Origin of the sequence: Amycolatopsis coloradensis (assembly GCF_001953865.1) — a bacterium.
Lineage (GTDB): Bacteria > Actinomycetota > Actinomycetes > Mycobacteriales > Pseudonocardiaceae > Amycolatopsis > Amycolatopsis coloradensis.
The window spans coordinates 349592-370588 of the sequence record NZ_MQUQ01000012.1 but is presented as its reverse complement, the minus strand read 5'-3'; the positions used below and the strand labels follow the sequence as shown (position 1 = coordinate 370588).

Here is a 20997-nt window from a genome sequence, read left to right as displayed (position 1 = left end):
CGTTCAGGGTACCCGGCCGGACCGGCTAGTCGGAGGCCAGTTTCACGTCCACCACAAGCGACGACCCATCCCGGACAAGCCGGACAGGGACCATCTCGCCGACTTCGCGTGCGCGGACCGCGACGAGCAGCTCCGCCGAGTCGCGCACGAGCCGCCCGCCGACCTCGGTGATGACGTCGCCTTCCTTGATCCCGGCCGACGCGGCCGGGCCACCAGGGGCGACATTGCGGACCTGCGCGCCCATGGTGCTGGAGCCCGCGACGGTCGACGAAGCGTTGATGCCGATGTCGGGGTGGACGACCTTTCCGTCCTTGATCAGCGTTTTCGCGATCTTCACCGCGTAGTCGCTCGGGATGGCGAATCCGATGCCGATGCTGCCACCCTCGGCGCTGGACGAGCGGATCGCCGAGTTGATCCCGACCAGCGCACCGGTCGCGTCGACGAGCGCGCCGCCCGAATTGCCGTGGTTGATCGCGGCATCGGTCTGGATGGCCTCGTAGATCACCGGCGCGCTGCCGCCGTCGCCACCCGCGGTCACCGGGCGGTTGAGCGCGCTCACGATGCCGGCGGTGACGGAGTTCTGCAAGGCCAGCGGTGAACCGACGGCGATCACCGAGTCGCCGACGGCCAGGTCGGACGACTTCCCGACCTGCAGTGCGGTCAGGTTCTTGACGTCGACCTTGACCACGGCCAGGTCCGTCTTGGCGTCGGCGCCGACGACCTTCGCCTCGACGCGCTTGCCGTCGAAGAACACAGCGGTGACCTTGGTGGCCGAGTCGGCCGTCGCGGCGGAGATCACGTGCTCGTTGGTGAGCACGTAGCCCTGGTTGTCGATGACGACGCCGGAACCCTGCTGACCGGCGTCGGCGCCGGGCTTGAACACCTCGAGCGAGACGACCGCGGGCGCCACGCGGTGGGCGATGTCGGCGATCGAGCCCGCCGGACGCTCCTTGGCCGCGTCGGCCTCGGAGATACTGGCCTGCCCGGTCAGTTCGGTGCCGGTGTCGGCGAACCACCAGCCGATCAGGCCACCCGCGGCGCCGACGACCAGCGCGACGGCGGCGAGCATCGCCAGCGCCTTCGTCTGCACACGCCGCCCGAAGAGGACTTCCGGAAGGCTCAGCAACGCGCCTTGCGGGCGCTTCGCGTCCCTCTCCGGTTCCGACTCCGCCTGCACGGCGGGCCCCGCGAGCACCGCACCGGCGGAGGGATCACGCCATGGATCCGAGGTCGTGGTCCAGAGCGGGCCTTCCGCGCCGTTTTCGGACGCTTCGGAGCCGTTGGACCCGTGCGGCCGCTCCAGCACGACACCTTCGGCGCCCGGCGGGCGGCGGAAGGCCTCGGCGAGCGATTCCGGCGTCGGCGGCGCCAGGTTCACCCCCGGCGTGGCCTGCCCGTTCGTGCCGGGCTGGTACAGCTTGTCGAAGGCGCCGTCGACGCCACGCGGCCTGCCGAACGTGGCCGCCTGAGCCGGATCGACGGCAGGCCGGGCCAGGGGGCGCGGCGCCAGCCGATCACCCGCCGGGTCACCAGGCTGCTGCGGATTCGCGTTCGGCTGCTCGGTCATCATTCCCCGGGGCTGAGATCAGGTTGGCCGGACGCGAGAGTACGCCAGGCCTCGACCTCGATTCTGCCGTGACCACGGTGAAGTGCGCGTTGATTCCCCGGAACGACCAGAAATGTGACACTTGAAGCAACCTTGTCTCACTTCCGGCCGTCTAAAGCACATGTCAGAGAATCATGGAGGACATTTCCCACCTCAACAGCAGTGGCACCAGCACCAGCAGTGGCCCCAGCAGCAAGGCTGGCCGCAGCACCCACCCAAGAAGAAAGGCCTGTCCACCAAGGTGAAAGTGCTGCTGCTCGTCGCCGCACTCGTGGTGGTCGGCGGCGGGCTCGGCCTGATCTTCGTGATGAAGGCGGCCGCTGGGCCGGAGAAGCAGGCGAAGGCGCTGACCGAAGGCGACTGCGTCGTGTTGACCGGTTCCGGCAAGGAGGCCGACGCGGTCAAGACGCCGTGCGACTCGCCTCAAACGCCGTACGCGGTGAGCCTCACCGGCGTCGACAAGGGCGATTGGAACTGTAAGGAAGGCTTCTACCAGTACTCCGTCCCGAGGCCGGTGCGCGGGGACGGCGTCGCCTTGTGCCTGGCGATCAACGCCAAGGTCGGGCTGTGTTTCGACGACATCGAGACCAAGACCCCGCCGCCGCTGAAGGACTGCGGCTCGGCGCGGCTGCGGATCAGCGAGGTCTTCCCGAAGATGAGCATGGTGAACAGCCCGTGCGCCGAAGGCACGGCGGAGGTCATCTCCTACGCCAGCTACGGGACTTCGAACTTCAAGAGCGCGACGATCTGCTTCGTCAAACCCTGACGAAGCGGATCAGCGGACCGACACGGGCATGGGCGCTGTCGACGTGCTAGGGCTCGGCGCGGTGCTGCGCGGCGGTTCCGGTTTGGTGCCGCCGCCCAGCTGCGCGGGCAGCAGACCGGCGTTGACGCCCTGCGGAGGTACGAAAGCGGGGCTCGGCTGGTCTTCCACGCCGTCACCCGAGGTCGCGACCAGGGCCAAGGCGCTCAGCACCAGACCCGAAACGACGACTCCGGCACCCTGCGCGTACTTCCGGCGGGCGAGGCCGAGCTTTCCGCCACCGAGGACATTCGGGGACTGACCCAGTGGCGCCGACGATCCCAACGGCGCTGTCCCACCCAGGACTCCGGTGTCACGAAGACCCGCGACCCGGTCGGGCCGCTGGATGGCCACCAGCTGACCGTCGGCGGTCATCGCCAGGTTGTCCGGCGCGCTGGGGAGTTCGGTGTTCTGCGGGATGGAGCACAGGCTGGCCAGGAAACCCGCCGACATCGACGGGGCGCCTGCCTGCTTCACGGCGGTGACGGCCTGCCGCTGCGCCGAGACCTCGGCCGCGCACGCCTGGCAGCGGGCGATATGCGCCGATGCCCTGTCCTGGGCGCCGAGACTCAACTCGCCGTCCACGAAGGCGACGATGGCGTCCGGAAGCAGATGCGACTCGGGGAGTCCCCAGCCTCGCGGTGCGGTCATACCCCCACCTTCGCAGACTCCTGCGCCGCGGCGCGACGACGCTCCAAAGAAGCGCGAAGTGCCTGGCGGCCGCGGTGGATCCGGCTGCGCACGGTGCCGAGCTTGACACCGAGGGTGGCGCCGATCTCCTCGTACGAGAGGCCTTCGACGTCGCACAGCACGACCGCGGCACGGAACTCGGGCGGCAACTCGTCGAGCGCGGCTTGCAGGTCCGGGTCGAGATGGGTGTCCGAGTAGACCTGCTCGGGGCTCGGGTCGTCACCGACGATGCGGTCGGTGTCCTCGGGGAGGCCTTCCATCCGCACGCGTGAGCGGCGGCGGGCCATGTCGAGGAAGAGGTTCGTGGTGATGCGGTGCAACCAGCCCTCGAATGTGCCGGGCTTGTAGGACGCGAGGGAGCGGAAGACCCGGATGAAGGTCTCCTGCGTCAAGTCCTCGGCGTCGTGGGCGTTACCGGTCAGCCGGTACGCCAGCCGGTACACGCGGTCGGCGTGCTCACGCACGACCTCGTCCCAAGACGGCGGCGTCCAAGCGGCCTCGTCCACGGTGACCGGCGTGACCTGGTCCGCGTGCTGGTCCTGCATCGTTTCCTGCATCGGGGAAGTAGGCACCTCCATCAGCGTCTTCTCCCTAACTACTCCACCCAACGCGGGCGATCTGCACGGTGTTCCCGTTGTCGAGACCCAGTCTCTCCGGCCTGCTTATGTTTCTAGTGAGACTGGACTGAGAGGAGGCTGAGAAGTTCGGTAGCAGGGAGTCTTCGCTGTTTTGTCCACAGGCAGCGCTAACCTCCGCGTGTGAATTCCGGGACGCATGCGGGCTCGCCAGCCGAGGCCGCCGACGCCGACCTCGTCGACGGGTACCTCCCCGACGACGAGGTACTGGCCACCGCGCGGGCGCGGTCGGCCGACCTGGGGTGCGGTCCGCTGAGCGCGGGCGCCGGCGCGACCCTGCGTTTCCTGGCGACGACGCTGCGCGCGAAGGCCGTCGTCGAGGTCGGGACCGGAGCGGGAGTGAGCGGGTTGTGCCTGCTCAGGGGCATGGTCGACGACGGGATCCTGACCTCGATCGACATCGAACCGGAGTACCACCGGGCGGCGCGGTCGGCGTTCCGCGAGGCGGGTTATCCGCCGGGGCGGACCCGGCTGATCATGGGCCGCGCGCTCGACGTTCTGCCTCGGCTCACCCCTGGCGGATACGACCTGGTGTTCGTCGATTCGGCGCCGATCGAGTACCCGAGTTGCTATGAGAAGGCCGTCGCGCTGCTGCGGCCCGGCGGGATACTGGCGTTTCACAACGTCTCGGGGGCCAGGGTGACGGATCCCTCACGGCGGGATCCGGACACCCTGGCGCTGCGCGAGGTCGCGCGGGCCTTCCGGGAGGACGAGCGGCTGGTCCCGGCGCTGTTGCCGGTGGGTGGCGGGTTGCTGGTCGCCGCCATCGCGTAGCAAGGGACCTTTGCTATCGCCTTGGTCCGTGACCACGCTGGCCACGCTGACCACGGCGGCGGCCGCGAAGGCGAGCCAGCAGGCGGTGAGCGCGATCAGCCACGTCCAGCCCGCGTGCCCGTAGACGGTCGCGCCGACGGCGCCGCCGATGCTGCTGCCGAGGTAGTACGAAAGCGTGTAGAGACCACCCACCTGGCCCCGGGCGTTCTCGGGCGCCTCCGCCGCGGCCCACCCGTTGGCGACGGAGTGGGCGGCGAAGAACGCGCCGGTCAGCACGACGAACCCGGCGATGACCAGCGGCAGCGAATCGGGCAGCGTCAGCGCGGCCCCGGCGATCGTGAGCACCAGCGCGCCGGCGAGCGACCGGCGGCGTCCGAACCGGCCGACGAGCTTGCCCGCGGTCGCCGACGAGACCGCGCCCATCGCGTAGGCGAGGAAGACGAGCGACGCGATCGCGGGCGAGAGGTCCAGTGGTTCGCCGGTCAGCCGGAATCCGGCGGCGTTGTACAGTGCGACGAACGAGCCCATCGCCAGCAGCGCGACCGCGTACTGGACCAGCAGGACCGGCTTCCGCACGGCCGCGCCAAGGCCCGCGAGGACCGCTCGCCCATGCCCGCGCAGCTCCTCTGACCTGCGGCGATCCCCAGAAGTGACAGCAAAGGTCCCTTGCTCCCCCGGCGGCAGGGCCACCACCGTGACCACCGCGCAGACCAGCCCGATCACCGCGACGACGACCAGCGCGCCGTGATAGCCGAACGGACCGGCGGTGAACCCGGCCGCGAGCCTGCCGACCATGCCGCCGACGGTGTTCCCGGCGACCATCGCGCCCACCGCCGCCGCGAGCCCGGCCTTGCCGAACCGTTCCGCGAGGTAGGCCGCCGCCACTCCGGGGAACCCCGCGATGGCGACGCCCTGGAGCGCCCGCAGCACGAGCAGCGCCGGATAGCTGGGAGCCAGCGGCAGCAGAAAACCGAACACGGCCGCCGAAACCACCGAAGCGATGATCACCGGACGCCGTCCCACGATCTCGGAGAGCGCCGCGATCGGCAGCACGGCGATCGCGAGCGCGCCGGTCGCGACGCTCACCGCGAGCGAAGCGCCGCCCGGGTCGAGGTGGTACTGCTCGGCCAGCTGCGGCAGCACCGGCTGCGGCGCGTAGAGCAGGGCGAACGAGGAGATCCCGGCCGCGGCGACGGCGATCGTCACGCGGCGGGTGGTTCCGGTGGCAGGCACGATCTTGAAGCTAAGCCTGGCTAAACGATACGTCTAATACGTTCCTCTGCCACAATCGATACCGTGCTGAATGAAAGGATGACCGCCCAGCTAGCCCCGCAGCTCGCGCTGCTCTCCGCACTGCGCCGCACGACGAACGTCACACGCGCCGCCGAACTCCTCGGTGTCCCGCAGCCGACGGTGAGCCGCCGGATCGCCGCGCTCGGTGAGGCCCTCGGCGCTCCGCTGACCGTCCCCGACGGCCGCGCATCCGCCTCACCCGCGCCGCCGAACTGCTGGCCGACGCCGCCGAACGCGCCCTCGCCACCGTCGACGCCGGAGTCCGCTAAGCCCGCGAAGAAGTCGATCCCGGCTCCGGGCACATCGTCCTCGGCTTCCTGCACCTGCTCGGCCGGTCGCTGGCCCCCACCCTGCTCCGCGGCTACCGCGCGGACCACCCGCACGTACGCTTCACGCTGGTCCAAGGCTCACGTCAGGACATAGTCGACAGGCTGACCAGCGGTGAACTCGACCTCGCGCTGCTCGCCCCCGCGCCCGTCGAAGACCCGCTGCTCGACACCGCCGTCCTCGGCGAACAGGAGATCTTTCTCTCCGTCCCGACGTCGCACCGGTTCGCCGACCGGCCCAGTGCCGCCATCGAGGACCTCAAGGACGAGGAGTTCGTCCTCCTCGAGACCGGCTACGGCCTCCGCACCATCACTGACGACCTGTGCGCCGAAGCCGGCTTCGAGCCGAAGATCGCTTTCGAGGGCCAGGAGTCCGACACCGTCCGAGGACTGGTCGCGGCCGGGCTCGGGGTGGCGCTGCTCCCCCGGTTCGAACCCGGCAGCCCGGCGGGCGTCGCCGAAGTCCCGCTGGTGCCACCGGTCGGGCGGACCATCGGACTGGCGTGGCGCAAGGACGTCGTCCTGCCGCCCGCCGTCATGAGGTTCCGGGATCGGGTCCGCGCCGAGCACGGGTGACGATCGTCAGGGTCGGTCACTGCCTTTCGCACAAGGCGATGAGTCCGTCATTTTCACTAATTTAGGGTGAATGTACGACGACATCGTGGAGATGGCCGGTGAGAGTCCGAGTTGGCTTCAGGCATCAGGCGTCCTGTTCACCGACGCGGGACTGCTGATCTTCGCCGCACTGATGGCCTGGGTCTTCTGGCGGGCTCGCCCCTCGCCGGCCAGGATCGCGGTGTCGCTGCTGGTGCCTGCCGCGACCGCGATCGCGTACCTGATCAGCGAAGCGGCGAAGCTCGTGATCCGTGAGGACCGGCCCTGCCGGAATCTCGTCACGCTCGTCGAATGCCCCGCGGCAGGCGACTGGTCCTTCCCGAGCAATCACTCCACGATCGCGGCGGCGGCCGCCGTCGGGCTCGCGCTCGCCTGGCGGCGGCTCGCGCCGTGGGTGCTCCCGGGCGCCCTGCTCATGGGCTTCTCGCGGGTCTTCGTCGGCGCGCATTACCCGCACGACGTCCTCGCCGGACTCGTCCTCGGCTCCGTGACCGCGTGGCTCGTGTTCCGGTACCTGACGGGCCCCGTGACTGGGCTCGCCCGCCGGCTCACCGCGCACGCCGGTGACGCGCCGACCCAGCCGATGCCCAGGGTGCGCCCGCGGGGCGATAGCAAAGGTCCCTCGCTACCGCCCCGCAGGTGAACCGCAGGTCAGGCGTAGGAAGCGACCAGTTCGACCAGCGTCCGGGCCGCGAAACCGGTGGCTCCCGGCACGACGTCGGCGTAGGTCTTGTCGGCCCGCGCCGGGCCGGCGATGTCGAGGTGCGCCCACGGCACGTCGCCGACGAACTCCCGCAGGAACAACGCCGCGACGATGCCGCCGGGCCCGCCGGGTGCCTGCCGGACGTCGCCGAGCGAGCCCTGCACGGTCTCGGCGAGGTCCTCCAGCAGCGGCATCCGCCACCACGCCTCGCCGACCCGCTCGCCCGCCTTCGTGACCCGCTCCGCGAGCGCGTCGTCGGTGGCGAAGACGCCGCCGGTCCGGACGCCGAGCGACACCTTCATGGCGCCGGTCAGCGTCGCCGCGTCGATCACGGCGTCCGGTTTGTGCTTCTCGATGCCGTAGACGAGCGCGTCGGCGAGGACCATGCGGCCTTCGGCGTCGGTGTTGCCCACTTCGGTCGTCTTGCCGCCGTAGTGCCGGACGATGTCACCGGGCCGGTACGACGAGCCGGACACGTGGTTCTCGGCGGCGGGCACCAGCCCGGTCACCTTGACCGGCAGGCCGAGCGCGGCGATCGCGCGGACCGCGGCGATGATCGCCGCGCCGCCGGCCATGTCGGTACGCATGAGGTGCATGCCGTCGGCCGGTTTGATCGAGAGACCGCCGGTGTCGAAGGTGATGCCCTTGCCGACCAGCAGCAGATGCGTGGTCGCCCCGCGCGGCCGGTACTCCAGCTCGATCAGCCTCGGCGGCGCGACCGAACCGCCACCGACGGCCAGCACACCGCCGAAGCCCCGCTCCGCCAGCCACTTCTCGTCCCGGACCGAAACGGTCAGGTCCGGGAGGCCGCCGGCGACGCGCGCGGCGGTGTCGGCGAGCCAGGCGGGGGTCTTGACGTTCGAAGGCGCGTTCGCCAGGTCGCGGGCGAACGAGGCGGCCGCGGCGAGTTCGCGAACCCACTCCAGCACCCTCTCGTACGCGGGCACGGCGCGCTCGTAGCGGGTCAGCAGCCGCACGGTCCGCGGGCTCGGCTTCGGCTCCTCGGCCGTCACCGTGAACCGGTAGCCGCCGAGCAACAGGCCGAACGCCAGCTCCTCGACGTGCTCGGCGCCCGCGTCCTCGGGCAGCTCGACGGCGAAGGTGCGGAACGCCTTCTGGCCTGCCTTGACGTCGTCCTCCAGCGCCGAGGAGACGGCGCGGATCAGCGCGGCGCCGGCTTTGCGGTACTGCCGCGGTTCCCCGTCGCCGACGCCCGCGAGCCAGCGGGTGCCGCCGGTCGGCACGGTCTGCACGTCGCCGGCCTTGCCGGTCGGCCGCACGCCCCCGATCTCCCCGAGTCCGGCGTCACCGTCCTCTTCGGACGGCGCCGCGATCAGCGTGGCCAGCGGCGTGCCGCGCCGCAGGTCGTCCGAGACCTCGATTTCGAGCAGCTTCCCCGGGACGGGGGGTAGCGGGTTACGCACAGTGAGCGACCTCCGGGCGCAGATGAGCCGCGACCCCGGCCTCCGAACGGAGACCGGGGTGCGGGTGGTTGACCGTTGGTGCGGTCCGGCTCAGCCGGTGACCTCCTGCAAGGCCGCGCCGAGATCCTTCGCTTCTTCCGCGGAGAGTTCGACGACGAGGCGCCCACCACCCTCGAGTGGTACGCGCATCACGAGGCCCCGCCCCTCCTTAGTCACTTCGAGGGGACCATCTCCGGTCCGGGGCTTCATGGCCGCCATAGCGTGCTCCCTCCGTCTCAACCGGCGCGCCCGGGTCGCGCTCGTCAAAGCCAGCCGGGTCTACTGTCCATTGTCCCTCATCAGCGGCCGGGCGCGAACGCGGACCGATCTTTTGCCGTCGTATCGGTGCTGGTATGCGGCTCGCGAGGCTGAAAGACTCCACTCAGACCGCAGTTTCGCCGACTAGGAGATCCCGTGACCACATCCGACGTTCTGCTGACCGCCGACGCCGATGGCGTGCGCACCTTCACGCTGAACCGGCCGCAGGCGTACAACTCGCTGACCGTCGAACTCAAGGAACTGCTGCTGGCGGGGCTGCGGGAGGCCGCGGCCGACGACAGCGTCCGGGCCGTCGTGCTGACCGGCTCCGGCAAGGCGTTTTGCGCCGGTCAGGACTTGAAGGAGCATGTCGGACTGCTGCAGGCGGGTGACCCGGCTCCGCTACACACCGTCAAGGAGCACTACAACCCAATCGTCAAGGCCATCGTCGGGATGCCGAAACCGGTCATCGCCGCGGTGAACGGCCCCGCGGCCGGTGCCGGTGCCGCCTTCGCCTACGCGAGCGACCTCCGGATCGCGGCGACGTCGGCGAACTTCCTGATGGCGTTCGCGAACGTCGGCCTCGGCCCGGACTCGGGCGCGTCGTGGACGCTGCAGCGGCTGATCGGCCTCGGCCGCGCCGCCGAGCTGATGCTGCTGGCCCGCACGGTCGACTCGGCCGAGGCACTGACGCTCGGCCTGGTCGGCGAGGTAGTCCCCGACGAGGAACTGGCGGCCCGCGCGCAGAAGGTCGCCGCGAAGCTCGCGGCGGGCCCGACGGTCGCCTACGCGGAGATCAAGAACGTCCTGTCCGTCGCCGCCGAGTCCTCGCTCGAAAAGGCACTCGACGCCGAGGACGCCGCGCAATCCGCGCTGGGCGCGACCGCCGACCACAGCGAGGCGGTCGAGGCCTTCGTGGGCAAGCGCAAGCCGAACTTCCAGGGCAAGTAGCCGACCCGGCGCGCAATAAGGACGCTTTCCTAGCGAATTCCGTGAGGAAAGCGTCCTTCGTCGCGTGCTCTTGGGGACCGGTACCGAACCTGAGCGGTTAGCGTCCGGCGGTGATCCCGATCCCGGCCCACCTCCAGGCGAAAGCCGCGGAGCGCGACCTCGGCGAATGCCTCCGCCGCTACCGTCGAAGGCCAGGAGTCGTCGGCACCTTCTTCGCCTTCGCACCACTAGCGGGCGCTCTGGCGCTCGGGATCCACGAAGGCGACCTGATCGGAGCGTTGGCCGTAGTGCTGTTCGTGTGGCCGCCGCTGTTCCTGCCGTGGTGCCACTTCACGAGGAAACGCCTCGACGGCGGCATCTACGTCTTCACCGGCGGCTTCGCGGAGGTGTACGGACGCAAAGTCCTGTCCGCAAGCACTTGGGCCGATGTCCGCGAAGTGCGCTACGAGAGCGTCGAGCACTGGGTGAACTTCGTCCCCGTCGCTTACGCCGCGACTTGCACGGTAGCCCTGCGCGACGGACGAGAAATCGAGTTCGACGGCACTTACCGGCCGCTGGAGCGGCTGGCGAGCGACCTTCGAAGCAGCGTCTAACCGGCCCGGAAGCAGTCCCTCACGTGGTCGTCGACCATGCCCGTCGCCTGCATCAGCGCGTAACACGTCGTCGGCCCCAGGAACACGAACCCGCGTTTCTTGAGGTCCTTCGCCATCGCCTTCGACTCGTCGGTGATCGCCGGGACGTCCGCCATCGTGCGCGGCCGCTTCCGCCGCGCGGGCGCGAACGACCACAGCAGGTCGTCCAGCGAGCCGTCCAGTTCCGCGATCACCCGCGCGTTGTTGACGGCCGCGAGGATCTTCGCCCGGTTTCGCACGATCGACGCGTCCTGCATCAGCCGTTCGACGTCGTCGTCGGTGAACGCCGCGACCTTCTTCGGCTTGAACTTCTTGAACGCCTTCCGGAACGACTCCCGTTTGCGCAGGATCGTGATCCACGAAAGCCCGGACTGGAACGACTCCAGGCACAGGCGCTCGTACAGCTCCTCGTCACCATGGAGCGGCACGCCCCATTCGGTGTCGTGGTACTCGACGTAGTCCTGCGCCGAGTTGCCCCATGAGCACCGCTTGATCCCGTCCGTGCCCAGCAAACCCGCCTCAGCCAACCCGGTACCCCTCCGCGTACTTCACGAACCTCCGCAGGCACAGCCGCAGCCCCAGCTCGAACCCCGGTTTCGCGACCGGCCAGCCGAGCCGTCCGACGACGCCGAACGGCGGCCGCAGATGCTCCGCCCAGACGAACGCCGACGCGTGCGGCCCCTTTTCGATCACCTGGAACACCCCGGTGCCCTGCACTATCTTGCCGAGGTGCCGTACGACGCAGCGCACCGGCGGCTCCCAGCTGGTGATCTCCATGGTGTCGGTGAACCCGATCCCGGCGACACCGGTGAAGGCCGACAGCTTCGAGCCCACACTGCGCCCGTTGCCCTCGACGACCTCGACCTCGGTGCCGAGCATCCATTCGCCCTGGCGTTCCCAGTCGGTCAGGGCGAGCCAAGCCGTCCCGGCCGGTACCGCGACGTCGACGGAGACGACGACATCGGTCACCTGGCGCCCTCGCGCTCGGCCTCCAGCTCGGCGACCTTGGACCGCAGTTCGTCGATCTCGACGCCGAGGCGGCGCATCACCCAGTCCACTTCGGACATCTTGTAGCCGCGCACCACCATCTGGTAGCGGACGGCGTAGACGTCCTCGGCGGTGATGTCCTCGGCGGGCAGCCTGGTCGGCGAACTGCCGGGGGGCAGCGGTGCCAGCTCCTCACCCCGGCCGAACACCACGGCGGCCAGCAGAAACACCACCGCGGCCACCAGCAGCATGACTACGAGATAGATCAGGGCGGTCGTCACGCCACGATCGTGGCACACGAACGCCACGATCGTCGCGCCAGCAACGCGAGTCGCACGCTGACCACCACCCAGAGGACCATCAGGATCCCGCACGGCACGGACAGGAACAGCCGCGACGCGTCGAGGAACCCGGTGGCGATCACCATCAGCGCCACCGAAAGCAGGTTCAGCCCGACGGCCTCACCGATCAGCACCCCGGCCGTCCGGACGAGCCGGGCGCCGTCCATCCGCCGGGAGAGCCGCCGCATGCAGAGGAGCGCGAACACCCCCAGCACCGGCACGAGGTACACCGAGCCGTGGGTGAATTGGGCGACGTAGAGGTACCAGCCCGGGGTCGGCGTCGAGAGCTGCGACCAGTCGCCGAAGGTCCACTTGCGGGCGAATTCCCAGGTGAGCTGCATCAACGGCACGCCGAGGATCAACTTCCAGAGGGTGCGGGTCCCGCTGTGCATGCCCAGTTCGGCTTGAAAGCCCTGCGCGATCAGGTGCACCGGCCCAAAATCGGCGACGGCGCGCCGTTGCGCGTCGTGCTCGCTCCAGCCGCCCTCGCGGTAGGCGTCGGCGGCGTCGTTGAGCCCGTCCCGCGCCTCGCGCAGCAGATCCCGTTTCGCCGACGCCGGGCCGTCCAGCCGCGAGCGCAGGTCACCGAGATAGGCCTCGATCAGAGTCATGCCGTAGTTTTCCCCGAAACTCCGCGCGGTCAGGCCGCGATCGCCATCTCCGGTCGCCGGTGGCGGCGCGCGGCGAGCGTGAGCCGCATGCTGAACAGGATCCACGCTCCGGACAGGACGGCGCACGGCACGCTGATGATCAGCCGGGCGGGTTCCAGCAGCCCGGTCGCGCCGCCGTACAGCGCGACCGCGACGAGGTTCAGCCCCAGCGCCGCGGCCACGGTCAGCGAGACCGAACGCGCGGCGCGCGGGCCGTCCATCCGCCGTGAAAGCAGCCGTGCCGCGATCACCCCGGCGATCGCGGCCGCCGGGGACAGCGCGGCCACGACGTCGGCCGCGCCGATCGCGCGGTGGTACCAGGACGGCGGCGGGTCACCGAGCCGCGACCAGTCGCCGAAGCTCAGCATTCGCGCGAGGTCCCAGGCGACGATCAGGATCGGGACGCCGACGATCAGCTCCCACAGGACGCGGATGTCACGCCGTAGTCCCAGTTCCGCCTGGTAATCACGGGCGATCAGGTCGGCCGGGCCGAAATCGGCGACGGCCAGCCGTTCGGCGTCGTGTTCCGTGACACCGCCCGCGCGGTACGCCTCGGCCGCGTCGATCAGGCCGTCCCGCGCCTCGGCGAGCAGATCGGCCTTGGCCCCCGCCGACCCGCTCAACCGTCTGTCCAGCTCCGAGATGTAGGCCTCGATCGCGCTCATGCCGTGCTCCCCCCGAGGACACCACCTATGACCGTGGTGAACTCCCGCCACTCCGCCCGTTCCGCCGCCAGCGCCTTCTGCCCGGAGCGGGTGAGCTTGTACGTACGACGTTTGCGGCCGGACACGACGTCCCATTCGCTGGCGAGGAACCCGGCGCGCTCCAACCGGCGAAGCGCCGGGTAGACGGTGCCCGTCGGCAGGTCGAGCGCACCGTCACTGCGGAGCTGGAGCGCCTCGATGATGGCGTACCCGTGCAGCTTCCGGCCGTCGAGGACGGCGAGGAGCAACGCGTCGAGGTGCCCGCGCAGGCTGTCGGCCTTCATAGATAGACAGTCTACACATCGCCGCCTACCAGGGTAGCCGGGTCTTTCCCGGATCGGCCTCAGGGAATGTCCCCGAGATCACCCCGAATTCATAGATTTGGTGCCTACATGTAGGCAGGCTACGTATACAGTGCTTCGACATGGACGCACTCCCGATCGCGAGACTCCAGTTCGCGACGACGACCTCGTTCCACTTCCTGTTCGTGCTGCTCACACTGGGGCTCGTGACACTCGTCGCGGTGATGCAGACACGCTCCGCGTTCGGCGGCAAGCCGGAACTCACGCGGATGACTCGCTTCTGGGGCAAGCTTTACGTGATCAATTACGCGCTGGGAATCGTCACCGGAATCGTGATGGAATTCCAGTTCGGACTGACCTGGACCGGTCTGTCCGCGGTCGCGGGCGACGTCTTCGGCGCGCCGCTGGCCATCGAGACGCTGGTGGCGTTCTTCGCCGAATCGACCTTCCTGGGGCTGTGGATCTTCGGCTTCGGCAGGCTGAACAAAGGGGTCCACCTGGCACTGATCTGGCTGGTCACGCTGACCGCCTACGCCTCGGCCCTGTTCATCATGGTGGCCAACTCGTTCCTGCAGAACCCGGTCGGCACGCACGCCGAGAACGGCGTGCTGAAGCTCGACGACTTCGGCGCCCTGTTCACCAACCCGGCACTGACGATGTCGTTGCCGCATGTGCTGAGCGCGGCGTTGATGACCGGCGGATTCTTCGTGGTCGGCGTCAGCGCGTACCACTTCATCAGGCGCACCAAGGAGATCGAGTTCTTCCGGCGCTCGATGCGGGTCGGCGTGCTCGCCTCGCTGGTGGGCAGCACGATGGTGATCGGCTTCGGGTTCGCGCAGTTCGGCCCGCTCGGGGACTACCACCCCGGCAAACTCGAATCCCCGGATCCGCTGGTCGGCGCCTCCTTGGGCTTCATGATCCAGTTCGGCTTCCTCGCCTTCCTCGCCTCGATTCTCGGCACGCTGCTGTTGTTCCGGAACTGGATCACCAAGGTGCGGCCGCTGCTGTACGTGATGGTGCTGGCCATTCCGCTGCCGTTCGTCGCGGCGATCCTCGGCTGGCTGGTGCGCGAGATCGGCCGTCAGCCGTGGCTGATCCGCGGGCAGCTGACGACGGCAGACGCCGTCGCCTCGATCCCGGCGGGGCAGATCCTGTTCTCTTTCATCGCTTTCACACTGTTGTTCCTGGTACTCGCGATCGCCGACTGGGTGCTGATGTCGCGGGTCGCCAAACGCGGCCCGGAACCCGAAGAAGAGCCGGCGGGGCCTCAAGCTGAAACTCTAGTCCTGAGCGGAGTCTGACCCATGGTGATCCTGTGGTGGTGTGTGCTCGGTTTCCTGGCCTCGGGTTATTTCGCGCTGGCAGGTTACGACTACGGCGTCGGGATGCTGCTCGGCAGGATCAGCCGTGACGAGGAAGGACGGCGGCGTGTGCTCGGCGCCTTCGGCCCGTTCTTCCTCGCCAACGAGGTCTGGCTGGTGGCCGCGGTCGGCGTCCTGTTCGGCGCTTTCCCGCATCTGGAAGGAAAGGTGTTCGCCGGGGCCTATCTCCCGGTCGTCACCCTGCTGCTCGGGCTGGTCACCTTCACCGCGGCGGTGCAGTTGCGCAGCAGGCGGTCCGACGCCGGACGCGGCACCTGGACGCTCGCGATCACCGTCGGCGCGTGGGTGACGGCGGTGTCCTGGGGTGTGTTCCTCGGCAACCTCGTCCTCGGGCTCCCGCTCGACGCCGAGGGAGCGCCGACCGGCGGTGTCCTCGCCGCGTTCGAGCCGTACGCACTGCTGTGGGGTGCCGGGTTCGTCGCGCTGTTCGCCTTGCAGGGCGCGGCTTTCCTCGCCGTCCGGGCACCCGCCGAATTCACCGCCCGCGCGAACCGGGTCGCCAAGGCCCTGCTCGCGCCCGCGCTCGCGTTCCTGGTCGTGGCGGTCGCCTGGGGCGCGATCGAGACCACCGCGTCGTGGACCGTGCTGCCCGCGATCGTGCTGGCGTTCGGCGCGCTGGCCGCCGCGTCCGCGGCACTGCGCGCGGGGCGGCACAAGGCGGCACTGGTCGCCACGATGGTCCTGTCCGCATCGCCGGCGCTGACCGTCGGGACATTGCGCCTGCCGGACGCGCTGGTGTCCTCTGAGGACGGAGGATTCTCGCTGAGCCTGGCGGAAGCGGCCAGCAGTACCGAGATGCTCGAGCTGCTCACCTTCGTCCTGCCGCCCGCGCTGGTGGTGGTCGCCGCCGTGCAGTGGCTGACCTGGCGCAGGCACGACAGCCGGGTCGACCAGCGTTCGCTGCTGCACTTCTAGCCTCCACGCACGCCTGATCGCCGCCCAAGCACGCGTGATCGCCGTTCGAACACGCGTGATCGCCGTTCAAGCATCGCCACTCACGACCCAGCCAGACAGGAGCTTGTGATGCCTCCCCTTCCCGGGCTGCGACGCCATTTCGGCGTGCTGGCCGTCCTCGGAACGCTGACCGCCGTGGCGATCCTCGTCCAGGCGGACGGCCTCGCGACGCTGCTCACCGGCGGCGGCGTGACCTGGACACTCGCGGCCGCCATCGCCGCCCGAGTGCTGCTCGTGGGTGTCCAAGGTTCGCTCGGCGGCCGGTTCGCGGCGACAGTCAAAGCCAAGCTGCGCAAACGGCTTCTCGGCGCGGAAGCGGAGAATCCCGGCGAGGTCGCGACTTTGGTGACCAGGGGGATCGACGCCGGCGACGCGTATCTCACCGGCTACCTGCCGACGCTGGTGCTGTCGGCGATCGTGCCGGTCGCCGTGCTCGTCCGGCTGTTCACCGCGGATCTCGCGTCAGCGCTGATCATCACCGCGACCCTGCCGCTGATCCCGGTGTTCGCGATCCTGGTCGGGCAGCACACGAAGGCGAAGACGGCCAAGCAGTGGCGGCTGCTTTCCAAACTGGGCGGGCATTTCCTCGATGTCGTACGCGGGCTCGGCACGCTGAAGGTGTTCGGCCGCGCCGCCGCGCAGGCCAAGACCGTGCGGACGATGGCGGACGCGCATACGGACGCGACGATGCGCACGCTGCGGGTCGCGTTCCTGTCCGCGCTCGTGCTGGAACTGGTGGCGACGCTTTCGGTGGCGCTCGTGGCGGTGCCGATCGGTTTCCGGCTGCTGGAAGGCGGGATGGTGGTGCACACGGCGGTGCTGGTGCTGCTGCTCGCGCCCGAGGCGTACCTGCCGTTGCGGGCGGCCGGGGCGAAGTTCCATGCCAGCGCGGAAGGGCTCGCCACGTTGCGGGAAGCGCTGGCCGTTCCGCCGGAGGAGCCCGCCAGGGGTTCCCAGTCGGCGGGCCGCGGTGCGCCGCGGATCGTGCTGGAGAAGGTGAGCGTCGCGTACGGCGACGAGCTCGCTCTGTCCGAAGTGGACTTGACGATCGAGGCTGGCGAGCACGTCGCGCTCGTGGGCCCCAGCGGTTCCGGGAAGAGCACGGTGCTGGCGGTCCTGCTGGGCTTCGTCACGCCGACGTCCGGCCGCGTCCTCGTCGACGGCGTCGACCTGCGCGAACTGGATCCGGCGCGGTGGCGGGCCGGGACGGCCTGGGTGCCGCAACGGCCGACGTTGTTCACCGGGACCGTCGAGGAGAACATCGCCATGGGCCAGGTGCCGGACGTCCAGGCGGCGGCCCTCGCGGCGGCGTTCGACGAGGTCGTGCGGGGGCTGCCCGGCGGCTACCGGACGCGGATCGGTGAACTGGGCGCGCCGCTTTCGGCCGGGCAGCGGCAACGGCTCGGCCTCGCCAGGGCACTGGCCCGCACGGAGGCGGGCCTGGTGCTGCTCGACGAACCGACCGCCCGGCTCGACACGGAGACCGAGGCGGCCGTACTCGGCGCGACCCGCGAACTGCTCACCGGCCGGACCGCGGTACTCGTGGCCCACCGGCCCGCGATGGCCGGACTGGCCGTCCGCGTCATCGAAGTCCGTGATGGCGCCGTAAGGGAACGGGAACTCGTGTGAACGTCTGGGGTATGTCCACCAAGGACTCCGTCCGACTGCTACGGGCCGGACTGATCGCGGCCGGGGCCGAACTGGCCGGGCCGGCGCTGATGGCCACCGCCGCGTGGCTGCTGCTGAAGGCGGCCGAGCAGCCGCCACTGGCATCGCTCACGGTGGCGATCGTGGCCGTCCGGACGCTGGCGTTGCTGCGCGGCGGGCTGCGCTACGCGGAACGGCTCGCCGGACACGACGTCGTCCTGCGCTATCTCGGCGCCCTGCGGGCCCGCGTGTACATGTCACTACTGCCACAGCGGGCTTCCCGGCATTCCGGCGGCGACCTGGTGACGCGGCTGGTGTCCGATGTGGACGCCGTGCAGGACGCGATCCTCCGCTGCCTGCTGCCCGCCGGGGTCGCCGCTTTCGTGGGCACGGTGTCGACCGCCGTCGCGCTCGCCGCCAGCCCGACGGCCGGTCTGGTGCTGGCACTCGGACTCGCCGTCGCCGGGATCGGACTACCGTGGCTGTGCGTGCGGATCACTCGCGCGGCGGCGAAGGAGAGCGCTCCGGCACGGGCCGATCTGGCCGAGCGGACGGTCGAACTGATCACCGGGCGGCGGGAGCTGATCGCCTACGGCGTCCATGAGTCCACTGTGGACTCCGCGCACACCGCTGTCGACGCCCTCGCCGCGCGGGACCGGTCGACGGCGAACCGGACCAGCCTGCTGACCGCGGCCGGGATGCTCGTCCAGCTGCTGACCTGCGTCACGATCGCACTGACCGCCGGGGTTTCACCGCCGCTGACGGCGGCGCTGGCCTTGGGCGCGCTGGCCGTGTTCGAGCTGGTCCTGCCGCTGACCGCGGCCGCCCAGCGCTGGGTCGAGGTCCGGGCGTCGGCGGAGCGGGTGCGCGCCCTGCTGACCGAGCCCGCTCCCCCGCGCGGAACCCTGGTGCCCGAGCCGGGACACCTGCGGCTCGAAGGGGTCGGCGTGCGTTTCGAGGGCAGGGCTCCGGCGCTGGACGGCGTCGACCTCGACCTTCCACCGGGCAAACGGGTCGGGATCCTGGGGCCGAGTGGTGCCGGGAAGACGACGCTGCTGAACGTCCTGCTGGGGTCCGTGGCGCCGACCTCCGGACGGGCTCTGCTGAACGGAAGGCCGCTCGACGCCTACGACCCCGCGCTGCTGCCGTCGGTGGTTTCGGGTGCGCTCGCGGACGCGCACGTCTTCCACACGACTGTCCGGGAGAACCTGCTCCTCGCCAAACCCGGCGCCACCGACTCGGAGCTGCTCGCGGCCTGCGCGACGGCGGGTTTCGACCTGCCGCTGGACCGCGAAGCCGGCTCCGATGGCGACGCTCTGTCAGGAGGGCAGCGCCAGCGGCTCGTGCTCGCGCGGGCGGTGCTGGCCGCGCCGCCGGTCCTGGTGCTGGACGAGCCGGTCGAGGGACTGGACCCAGAACACGGCGACACCATCCTGGCCGATGTGCTCGCGGCCACGCGCGGCACTGTCGTCCTCGTGACGCACCGTCCCGACCAGGTGGCGGGCTTCGACGAGGTCCTGCGGCTGGGCTCATGAGTGATTTGGTGTCGCGAAAGCCACTTTCGGGACATCAGACGTCCCGAAAGTGGCTTTCGCGACACGGCCACCCGCGTTACTTAAGGCACTTCCCCATCGCTCACGAGAGGCGGCGCACGTCTCGCATCGGCGGCCGGTCGCTGATCGACACTTCGGCGACCTCCGGCAGCCACTCGTCCTCTACTTGCGCGAACTGGGTGAGCTGAGCCGGGTCGTCCGACTTGATTCCGCAGCGAGCGAGCGCCGTCCCGAGGATCTGCCGCGCCATCACCCCCAGCTGAAGCAGCGAACGGTTGCGATGCTTGCGTACGCCGAGATTGACCTGTGCGAGCCCTTCGAGGCCGTAGCGCGCTTCGGCGTCGAGGATGAGCCCGATCTCGACGCCGTACCCGGCCGCGAAGGGCACGGACTCGAGGAACTCGCGCGTCGCCGCGTACTCGCCGCCCAAGGGCTGGATGAGCCCGGAGAGCGACGGGCGCAGCGCCGAGAGGACCGGTCGCGCCAGCAGTTCGGTGACCCGGCCGCCACCGCTGCTCTCCAGCCGCAGCGGCCGCCGGTAGAAGCCCTTGACCAGGTGGACGCCCTCTTCGCAGAGGAGGGGCCCGAGCAGGGTCGGCACGAACGCCGGATCGGGGTCGACCAGGTCGGAGTCGAGGAACACGACGACGTCGCCGGTCGTCGCGGCCAGCGACCGCCACAGCACCTCACCCTTGCCCGGCACCGGCGGCAGTTCGGGGAGCACGTCCTCACGGTGCACCACCCGCGCGCCGGCGCGTTCGGCGCGCTCGGCGGTGGCGTCGGCGGACCCGGAGTCCATCACGACCAGCTCGTCGACGACCGTGCCCAGCAACGGCCGCACCGTGCCGACGACTTCGGCGACGGTGTCCTCTTCGTCGAGTGCCGGTAGCACGACCGAAACCGTCCGGTCACCCTTCGCGGCGACGATGTCGTCGAGCGTCCAACCGGGGTCCTGCCACGTGCGCCGCTCGAACCAACTCATGAGTAGTGATCGTGCCATGCTGGAGTCCGACACCCTGTCGATGGAGGAACCTTGCTACCGCTACTCGTCCGATTCGTGCTGGGCCCGCTGGTCAGGGCCCTGTACCACCCCGAGATCCGCGGCGTGGAGAACATCCCCGCCACCGGGCCGGTGCTGCTGGCACCCAACCACCGGGCGGCACTGGACACCGGCGTGATCACTTTCACGGCGATGCGGCAGGTCAAATTCCTCGGCAAGGCGGAGTACTTCACCGGCCGCGGCCTCAGGGGCAAACTGATGGCGGGTTTCCTGGGCGGCCTCGGTTACGTCCCCGTCGAACGCGGCAACGCGCAGGCCGGTCTCGCCGCGCTGGAAGCGGCGCGGAAGGTGCTCGACGCGGGCGGCGCGTTCGCGATCTATCCCGAGGGCACCCGCTCGCTGGACGGACGGCTGCACCGCGGCCACACCGGCGTCGCCGCGCTGGCGCTGGCGACCGGCGCGAAGGTCGTCCCCGTCGCCCTTTCCGGCACCGAGGACTTGCAGCCCGAGGGGAAGCGGATCCCGCGGCGGGCGAAGATCACGGTCACCTACGGCTCGCCGTTGGACTTCTCGCGGTACGAGGGACAGGACTCGTCACCGGCGATCCGGCGCTCGGTGACCGACGAGATCATGTACGCGATCCTGGAGCTTTCGGGGCAGGAGTACGTCGACTCGTACCACAAACGCCCTGATCAGAGCGCTGCCTGACACTCGGGCGATAGCAAAGGT

22 protein-coding genes and 2 pseudogenes are annotated in these 20997 nt (G+C 70.0%); 11 read left to right on the top strand and 13 right to left on the bottom strand.

All coding sequences use genetic code 11. The features are described 5' to 3' along the window. Positions 1-25: 25 nt before the first annotated feature. Positions 26-1567, bottom strand: a complete 1542-nt coding sequence (locus tag BS329_RS23030) for a S1C family serine protease (RefSeq protein WP_076163293.1) — start codon at positions 1565-1567, stop codon at positions 26-28. A gap of 160 nt (positions 1568-1727) precedes the next feature. On the opposite strand from BS329_RS23030, the gene BS329_RS23025 reads away from it, so the two are divergent. Continuing rightward, positions 1728-2372 carry an LppU/SCO3897 family protein gene (locus tag BS329_RS23025; protein ID WP_076163292.1) on the top strand — a complete coding sequence of 215 codons (645 nt, stop codon included), beginning with the start codon at positions 1728-1730 and terminating at the stop codon, positions 2370-2372. 9 nt (positions 2373-2381) lie between these two features. On the opposite strand, the gene BS329_RS23020 is transcribed toward BS329_RS23025, so the two are convergent. Then, entirely contained in the window at positions 2382-3059 is a 678-nt protein-coding gene (locus tag BS329_RS23020; protein ID WP_076163291.1) for an anti-sigma factor family protein, read from the bottom strand. After that, positions 3056-3655 (bottom strand): RNA polymerase sigma factor SigE, encoded by a 600-nt coding sequence (sigE, locus tag BS329_RS23015; RefSeq protein ID WP_016331450.1) that lies wholly within the window; start codon positions 3653-3655, stop codon positions 3056-3058. Before sigE ends, BS329_RS23020 begins: the two co-directional genes overlap by 4 nt. Before the next feature lie 201 nt (positions 3656-3856). Here sigE and BS329_RS23010 point away from each other — a divergent pair, with 201 nt between their 5' ends. Continuing rightward, positions 3857-4507 carry an O-methyltransferase gene (locus BS329_RS23010; protein WP_076163290.1) on the top strand — a complete coding sequence of 217 codons (651 nt, stop codon included), beginning with the start codon at positions 3857-3859 and terminating at the stop codon, positions 4505-4507. A 12-nt stretch (positions 4508-4519) separates the two neighbouring features. Here BS329_RS23010 and BS329_RS23005 read toward each other — a convergent pair. Further along, positions 4520-5650, bottom strand: a pseudogene (locus BS329_RS23005) (MFS transporter); the annotation flags it as partial. Positions 5651-5818: 168 nt separating this feature from the next. Here BS329_RS23005 and BS329_RS23000 point away from each other — a divergent pair. Continuing rightward, positions 5819-6702: pseudogene (locus tag BS329_RS23000) on the top strand (LysR family transcriptional regulator). Positions 6703-6772: 70 nt separating this feature from the next. Continuing rightward, the gene (locus BS329_RS22995; RefSeq protein WP_076163289.1) at positions 6773-7384 is read left to right on the top strand and encodes a phosphatase PAP2 family protein; all 612 of its coding nucleotides are present in this window, start codon (positions 6773-6775) and stop codon (positions 7382-7384) included. A gap of 8 nt (positions 7385-7392) precedes the next feature. On the opposite strand, the gene BS329_RS22990 is transcribed toward BS329_RS22995, so the two are convergent. Continuing rightward, complete coding sequence (locus BS329_RS22990) at positions 7393-8868, bottom strand: leucyl aminopeptidase family protein (RefSeq protein WP_076163288.1); 1476 nt, start codon at positions 8866-8868, stop codon at positions 7393-7395. 90 nt (positions 8869-8958) lie between these two features. After that, a complete protein-coding gene (locus BS329_RS22985; protein ID WP_005155393.1) occupies positions 8959-9126 on the bottom strand; it encodes a DUF3117 domain-containing protein in 168 nt (55 codons plus the stop codon). A 195-nt stretch (positions 9127-9321) separates the two neighbouring features. On the opposite strand from BS329_RS22985, the gene BS329_RS22980 reads away from it, so the two are divergent. Together BS329_RS22980 and BS329_RS22975 are read left to right on the top strand one after the other, a co-directional pair. Continuing rightward, the gene (locus BS329_RS22980) at positions 9322-10116 is read left to right on the top strand and encodes an enoyl-CoA hydratase-related protein (RefSeq protein ID WP_076163287.1); all 795 of its coding nucleotides are present in this window, start codon (positions 9322-9324) and stop codon (positions 10114-10116) included. 110 nt (positions 10117-10226) lie between these two features. After that, entirely contained in the window at positions 10227-10709 is a 483-nt protein-coding gene (locus BS329_RS22975) for a hypothetical protein (protein ID WP_076163286.1), read from the top strand. On the opposite strand, the gene BS329_RS22970 is transcribed toward BS329_RS22975, so the two are convergent. From BS329_RS22970 to BS329_RS22945, 6 genes are read right to left on the bottom strand one after another with little or no spacing between them, the layout of a single operon-like run. Further along, a complete protein-coding gene (locus BS329_RS22970) occupies positions 10706-11275 on the bottom strand; it encodes a DNA-3-methyladenine glycosylase I (protein ID WP_076163285.1) in 570 nt (189 codons plus the stop codon). The genes BS329_RS22975 and BS329_RS22970 overlap by 4 nt on opposite strands. Then, positions 11268-11717: an SRPBCC family protein gene (locus BS329_RS22965; protein ID WP_076163284.1), complete on the bottom strand. Its 450-nt coding sequence runs from the start codon at positions 11715-11717 to the stop codon at positions 11268-11270. Before BS329_RS22965 ends, BS329_RS22970 begins: the two co-directional genes overlap by 8 nt. Beyond that, positions 11714-12016, bottom strand: a complete 303-nt coding sequence (locus BS329_RS22960; RefSeq protein ID WP_076163283.1) for a DivIVA domain-containing protein — start codon at positions 12014-12016, stop codon at positions 11714-11716. The genes BS329_RS22965 and BS329_RS22960 overlap by 4 nt, the downstream gene beginning before the upstream one ends. After that, positions 12013-12687 carry a permease prefix domain 1-containing protein gene (locus BS329_RS22955; RefSeq protein WP_084750091.1) on the bottom strand — a complete coding sequence of 225 codons (675 nt, stop codon included), beginning with the start codon at positions 12685-12687 and terminating at the stop codon, positions 12013-12015. The genes BS329_RS22960 and BS329_RS22955 overlap by 4 nt, the downstream gene beginning before the upstream one ends. A gap of 29 nt (positions 12688-12716) precedes the next feature. After that, positions 12717-13391 (bottom strand): permease prefix domain 1-containing protein, encoded by a 675-nt coding sequence (locus BS329_RS22950; RefSeq protein ID WP_076163282.1) that lies wholly within the window; start codon positions 13389-13391, stop codon positions 12717-12719. Next, positions 13388-13714, bottom strand: a complete 327-nt coding sequence (locus BS329_RS22945) for a helix-turn-helix transcriptional regulator (RefSeq protein WP_076163281.1) — start codon at positions 13712-13714, stop codon at positions 13388-13390. Before BS329_RS22945 ends, BS329_RS22950 begins: the two co-directional genes overlap by 4 nt. 140 nt (positions 13715-13854) lie before the next feature. Between BS329_RS22945 and BS329_RS22940 the strand changes: the two genes are divergently transcribed. The 4 genes from BS329_RS22940 to cydC all read left to right on the top strand — a co-directional run bounded on the left by BS329_RS22940 (position 13855) and on the right by cydC (position 19250). After that, the gene (locus BS329_RS22940; RefSeq protein ID WP_076163280.1) at positions 13855-15033 is read left to right on the top strand and encodes a cytochrome ubiquinol oxidase subunit I; all 1179 of its coding nucleotides are present in this window, start codon (positions 13855-13857) and stop codon (positions 15031-15033) included. A 3-nt stretch (positions 15034-15036) separates the two neighbouring features. Beyond that, positions 15037-16029 (top strand): cytochrome d ubiquinol oxidase subunit II, encoded by a 993-nt coding sequence (locus tag BS329_RS22935; protein ID WP_076163279.1) that lies wholly within the window; start codon positions 15037-15039, stop codon positions 16027-16029. A 108-nt stretch (positions 16030-16137) separates the two neighbouring features. Continuing rightward, entirely contained in the window at positions 16138-17697 is a 1560-nt protein-coding gene (gene cydD / locus BS329_RS22930; protein ID WP_143253154.1) for a thiol reductant ABC exporter subunit CydD, read from the top strand. Next, entirely contained in the window at positions 17694-19250 is a 1557-nt protein-coding gene (gene cydC / locus BS329_RS22925; protein ID WP_076163277.1) for a thiol reductant ABC exporter subunit CydC, read from the top strand. The genes cydD and cydC overlap by 4 nt, the downstream gene beginning before the upstream one ends. 100 nt (positions 19251-19350) lie before the next feature. On the opposite strand, the gene BS329_RS22920 is transcribed toward cydC, so the two are convergent. Next, positions 19351-20250, bottom strand: a complete 900-nt coding sequence (locus BS329_RS22920) for a glucosyl-3-phosphoglycerate synthase (RefSeq protein WP_076163276.1) — start codon at positions 20248-20250, stop codon at positions 19351-19353. A gap of 51 nt (positions 20251-20301) precedes the next feature. On the opposite strand from BS329_RS22920, the gene BS329_RS22915 reads away from it, so the two are divergent. Then, positions 20302-20976 carry a lysophospholipid acyltransferase family protein gene (locus BS329_RS22915; protein ID WP_076163275.1) on the top strand — a complete coding sequence of 225 codons (675 nt, stop codon included), beginning with the start codon at positions 20302-20304 and terminating at the stop codon, positions 20974-20976. Positions 20977-20997: the final 21 nt, after the last annotated feature.

Coding starts and splice junctions, on each gene's coding strand:
- sigE (WP_016331450.1), bottom strand. CDS start 3,655: ATGCAGGAAACGATGCAGGACCAGCACGCGGACCAGGTCACGCCGGTC.
- BS329_RS23030 (WP_076163293.1), bottom strand. CDS start 1,567: ATGACCGAGCAGCCGAACGCGAATCCGCAGCAGCCTGGTGACCCGGCG.
- BS329_RS23025 (WP_076163292.1), top strand. CDS start 1,728: ATGTCAGAGAATCATGGAGGACATTTCCCACCTCAACAGCAGTGGCAC.
- BS329_RS22940 (WP_076163280.1), top strand. CDS start 13,855: ATGGACGCACTCCCGATCGCGAGACTCCAGTTCGCGACGACGACCTCG.
- BS329_RS22945 (WP_076163281.1), bottom strand. CDS start 13,714: ATGAAGGCCGACAGCCTGCGCGGGCACCTCGACGCGTTGCTCCTCGCC.
- BS329_RS23020 (WP_076163291.1), bottom strand. CDS start 3,059: ATGACCGCACCGCGAGGCTGGGGACTCCCCGAGTCGCATCTGCTTCCG.
- BS329_RS22985 (WP_005155393.1), bottom strand. CDS start 9,126: ATGGCGGCCATGAAGCCCCGGACCGGAGATGGTCCCCTCGAAGTGACT.
- BS329_RS22995 (WP_076163289.1), top strand. CDS start 6,773: ATGTACGACGACATCGTGGAGATGGCCGGTGAGAGTCCGAGTTGGCTT.
- BS329_RS22955 (WP_084750091.1), bottom strand. CDS start 12,687: ATGACTCTGATCGAGGCCTATCTCGGTGACCTGCGCTCGCGGCTGGAC.
- BS329_RS22920 (WP_076163276.1), bottom strand. CDS start 20,250: ATGAGTTGGTTCGAGCGGCGCACGTGGCAGGACCCCGGTTGGACGCTC.
- BS329_RS22935 (WP_076163279.1), top strand. CDS start 15,037: ATGGTGATCCTGTGGTGGTGTGTGCTCGGTTTCCTGGCCTCGGGTTAT.
- BS329_RS22950 (WP_076163282.1), bottom strand. CDS start 13,391: ATGAGCGCGATCGAGGCCTACATCTCGGAGCTGGACAGACGGTTGAGC.
- cydD (WP_143253154.1), top strand. CDS start 16,138: ATGCCTCCCCTTCCCGGGCTGCGACGCCATTTCGGCGTGCTGGCCGTC.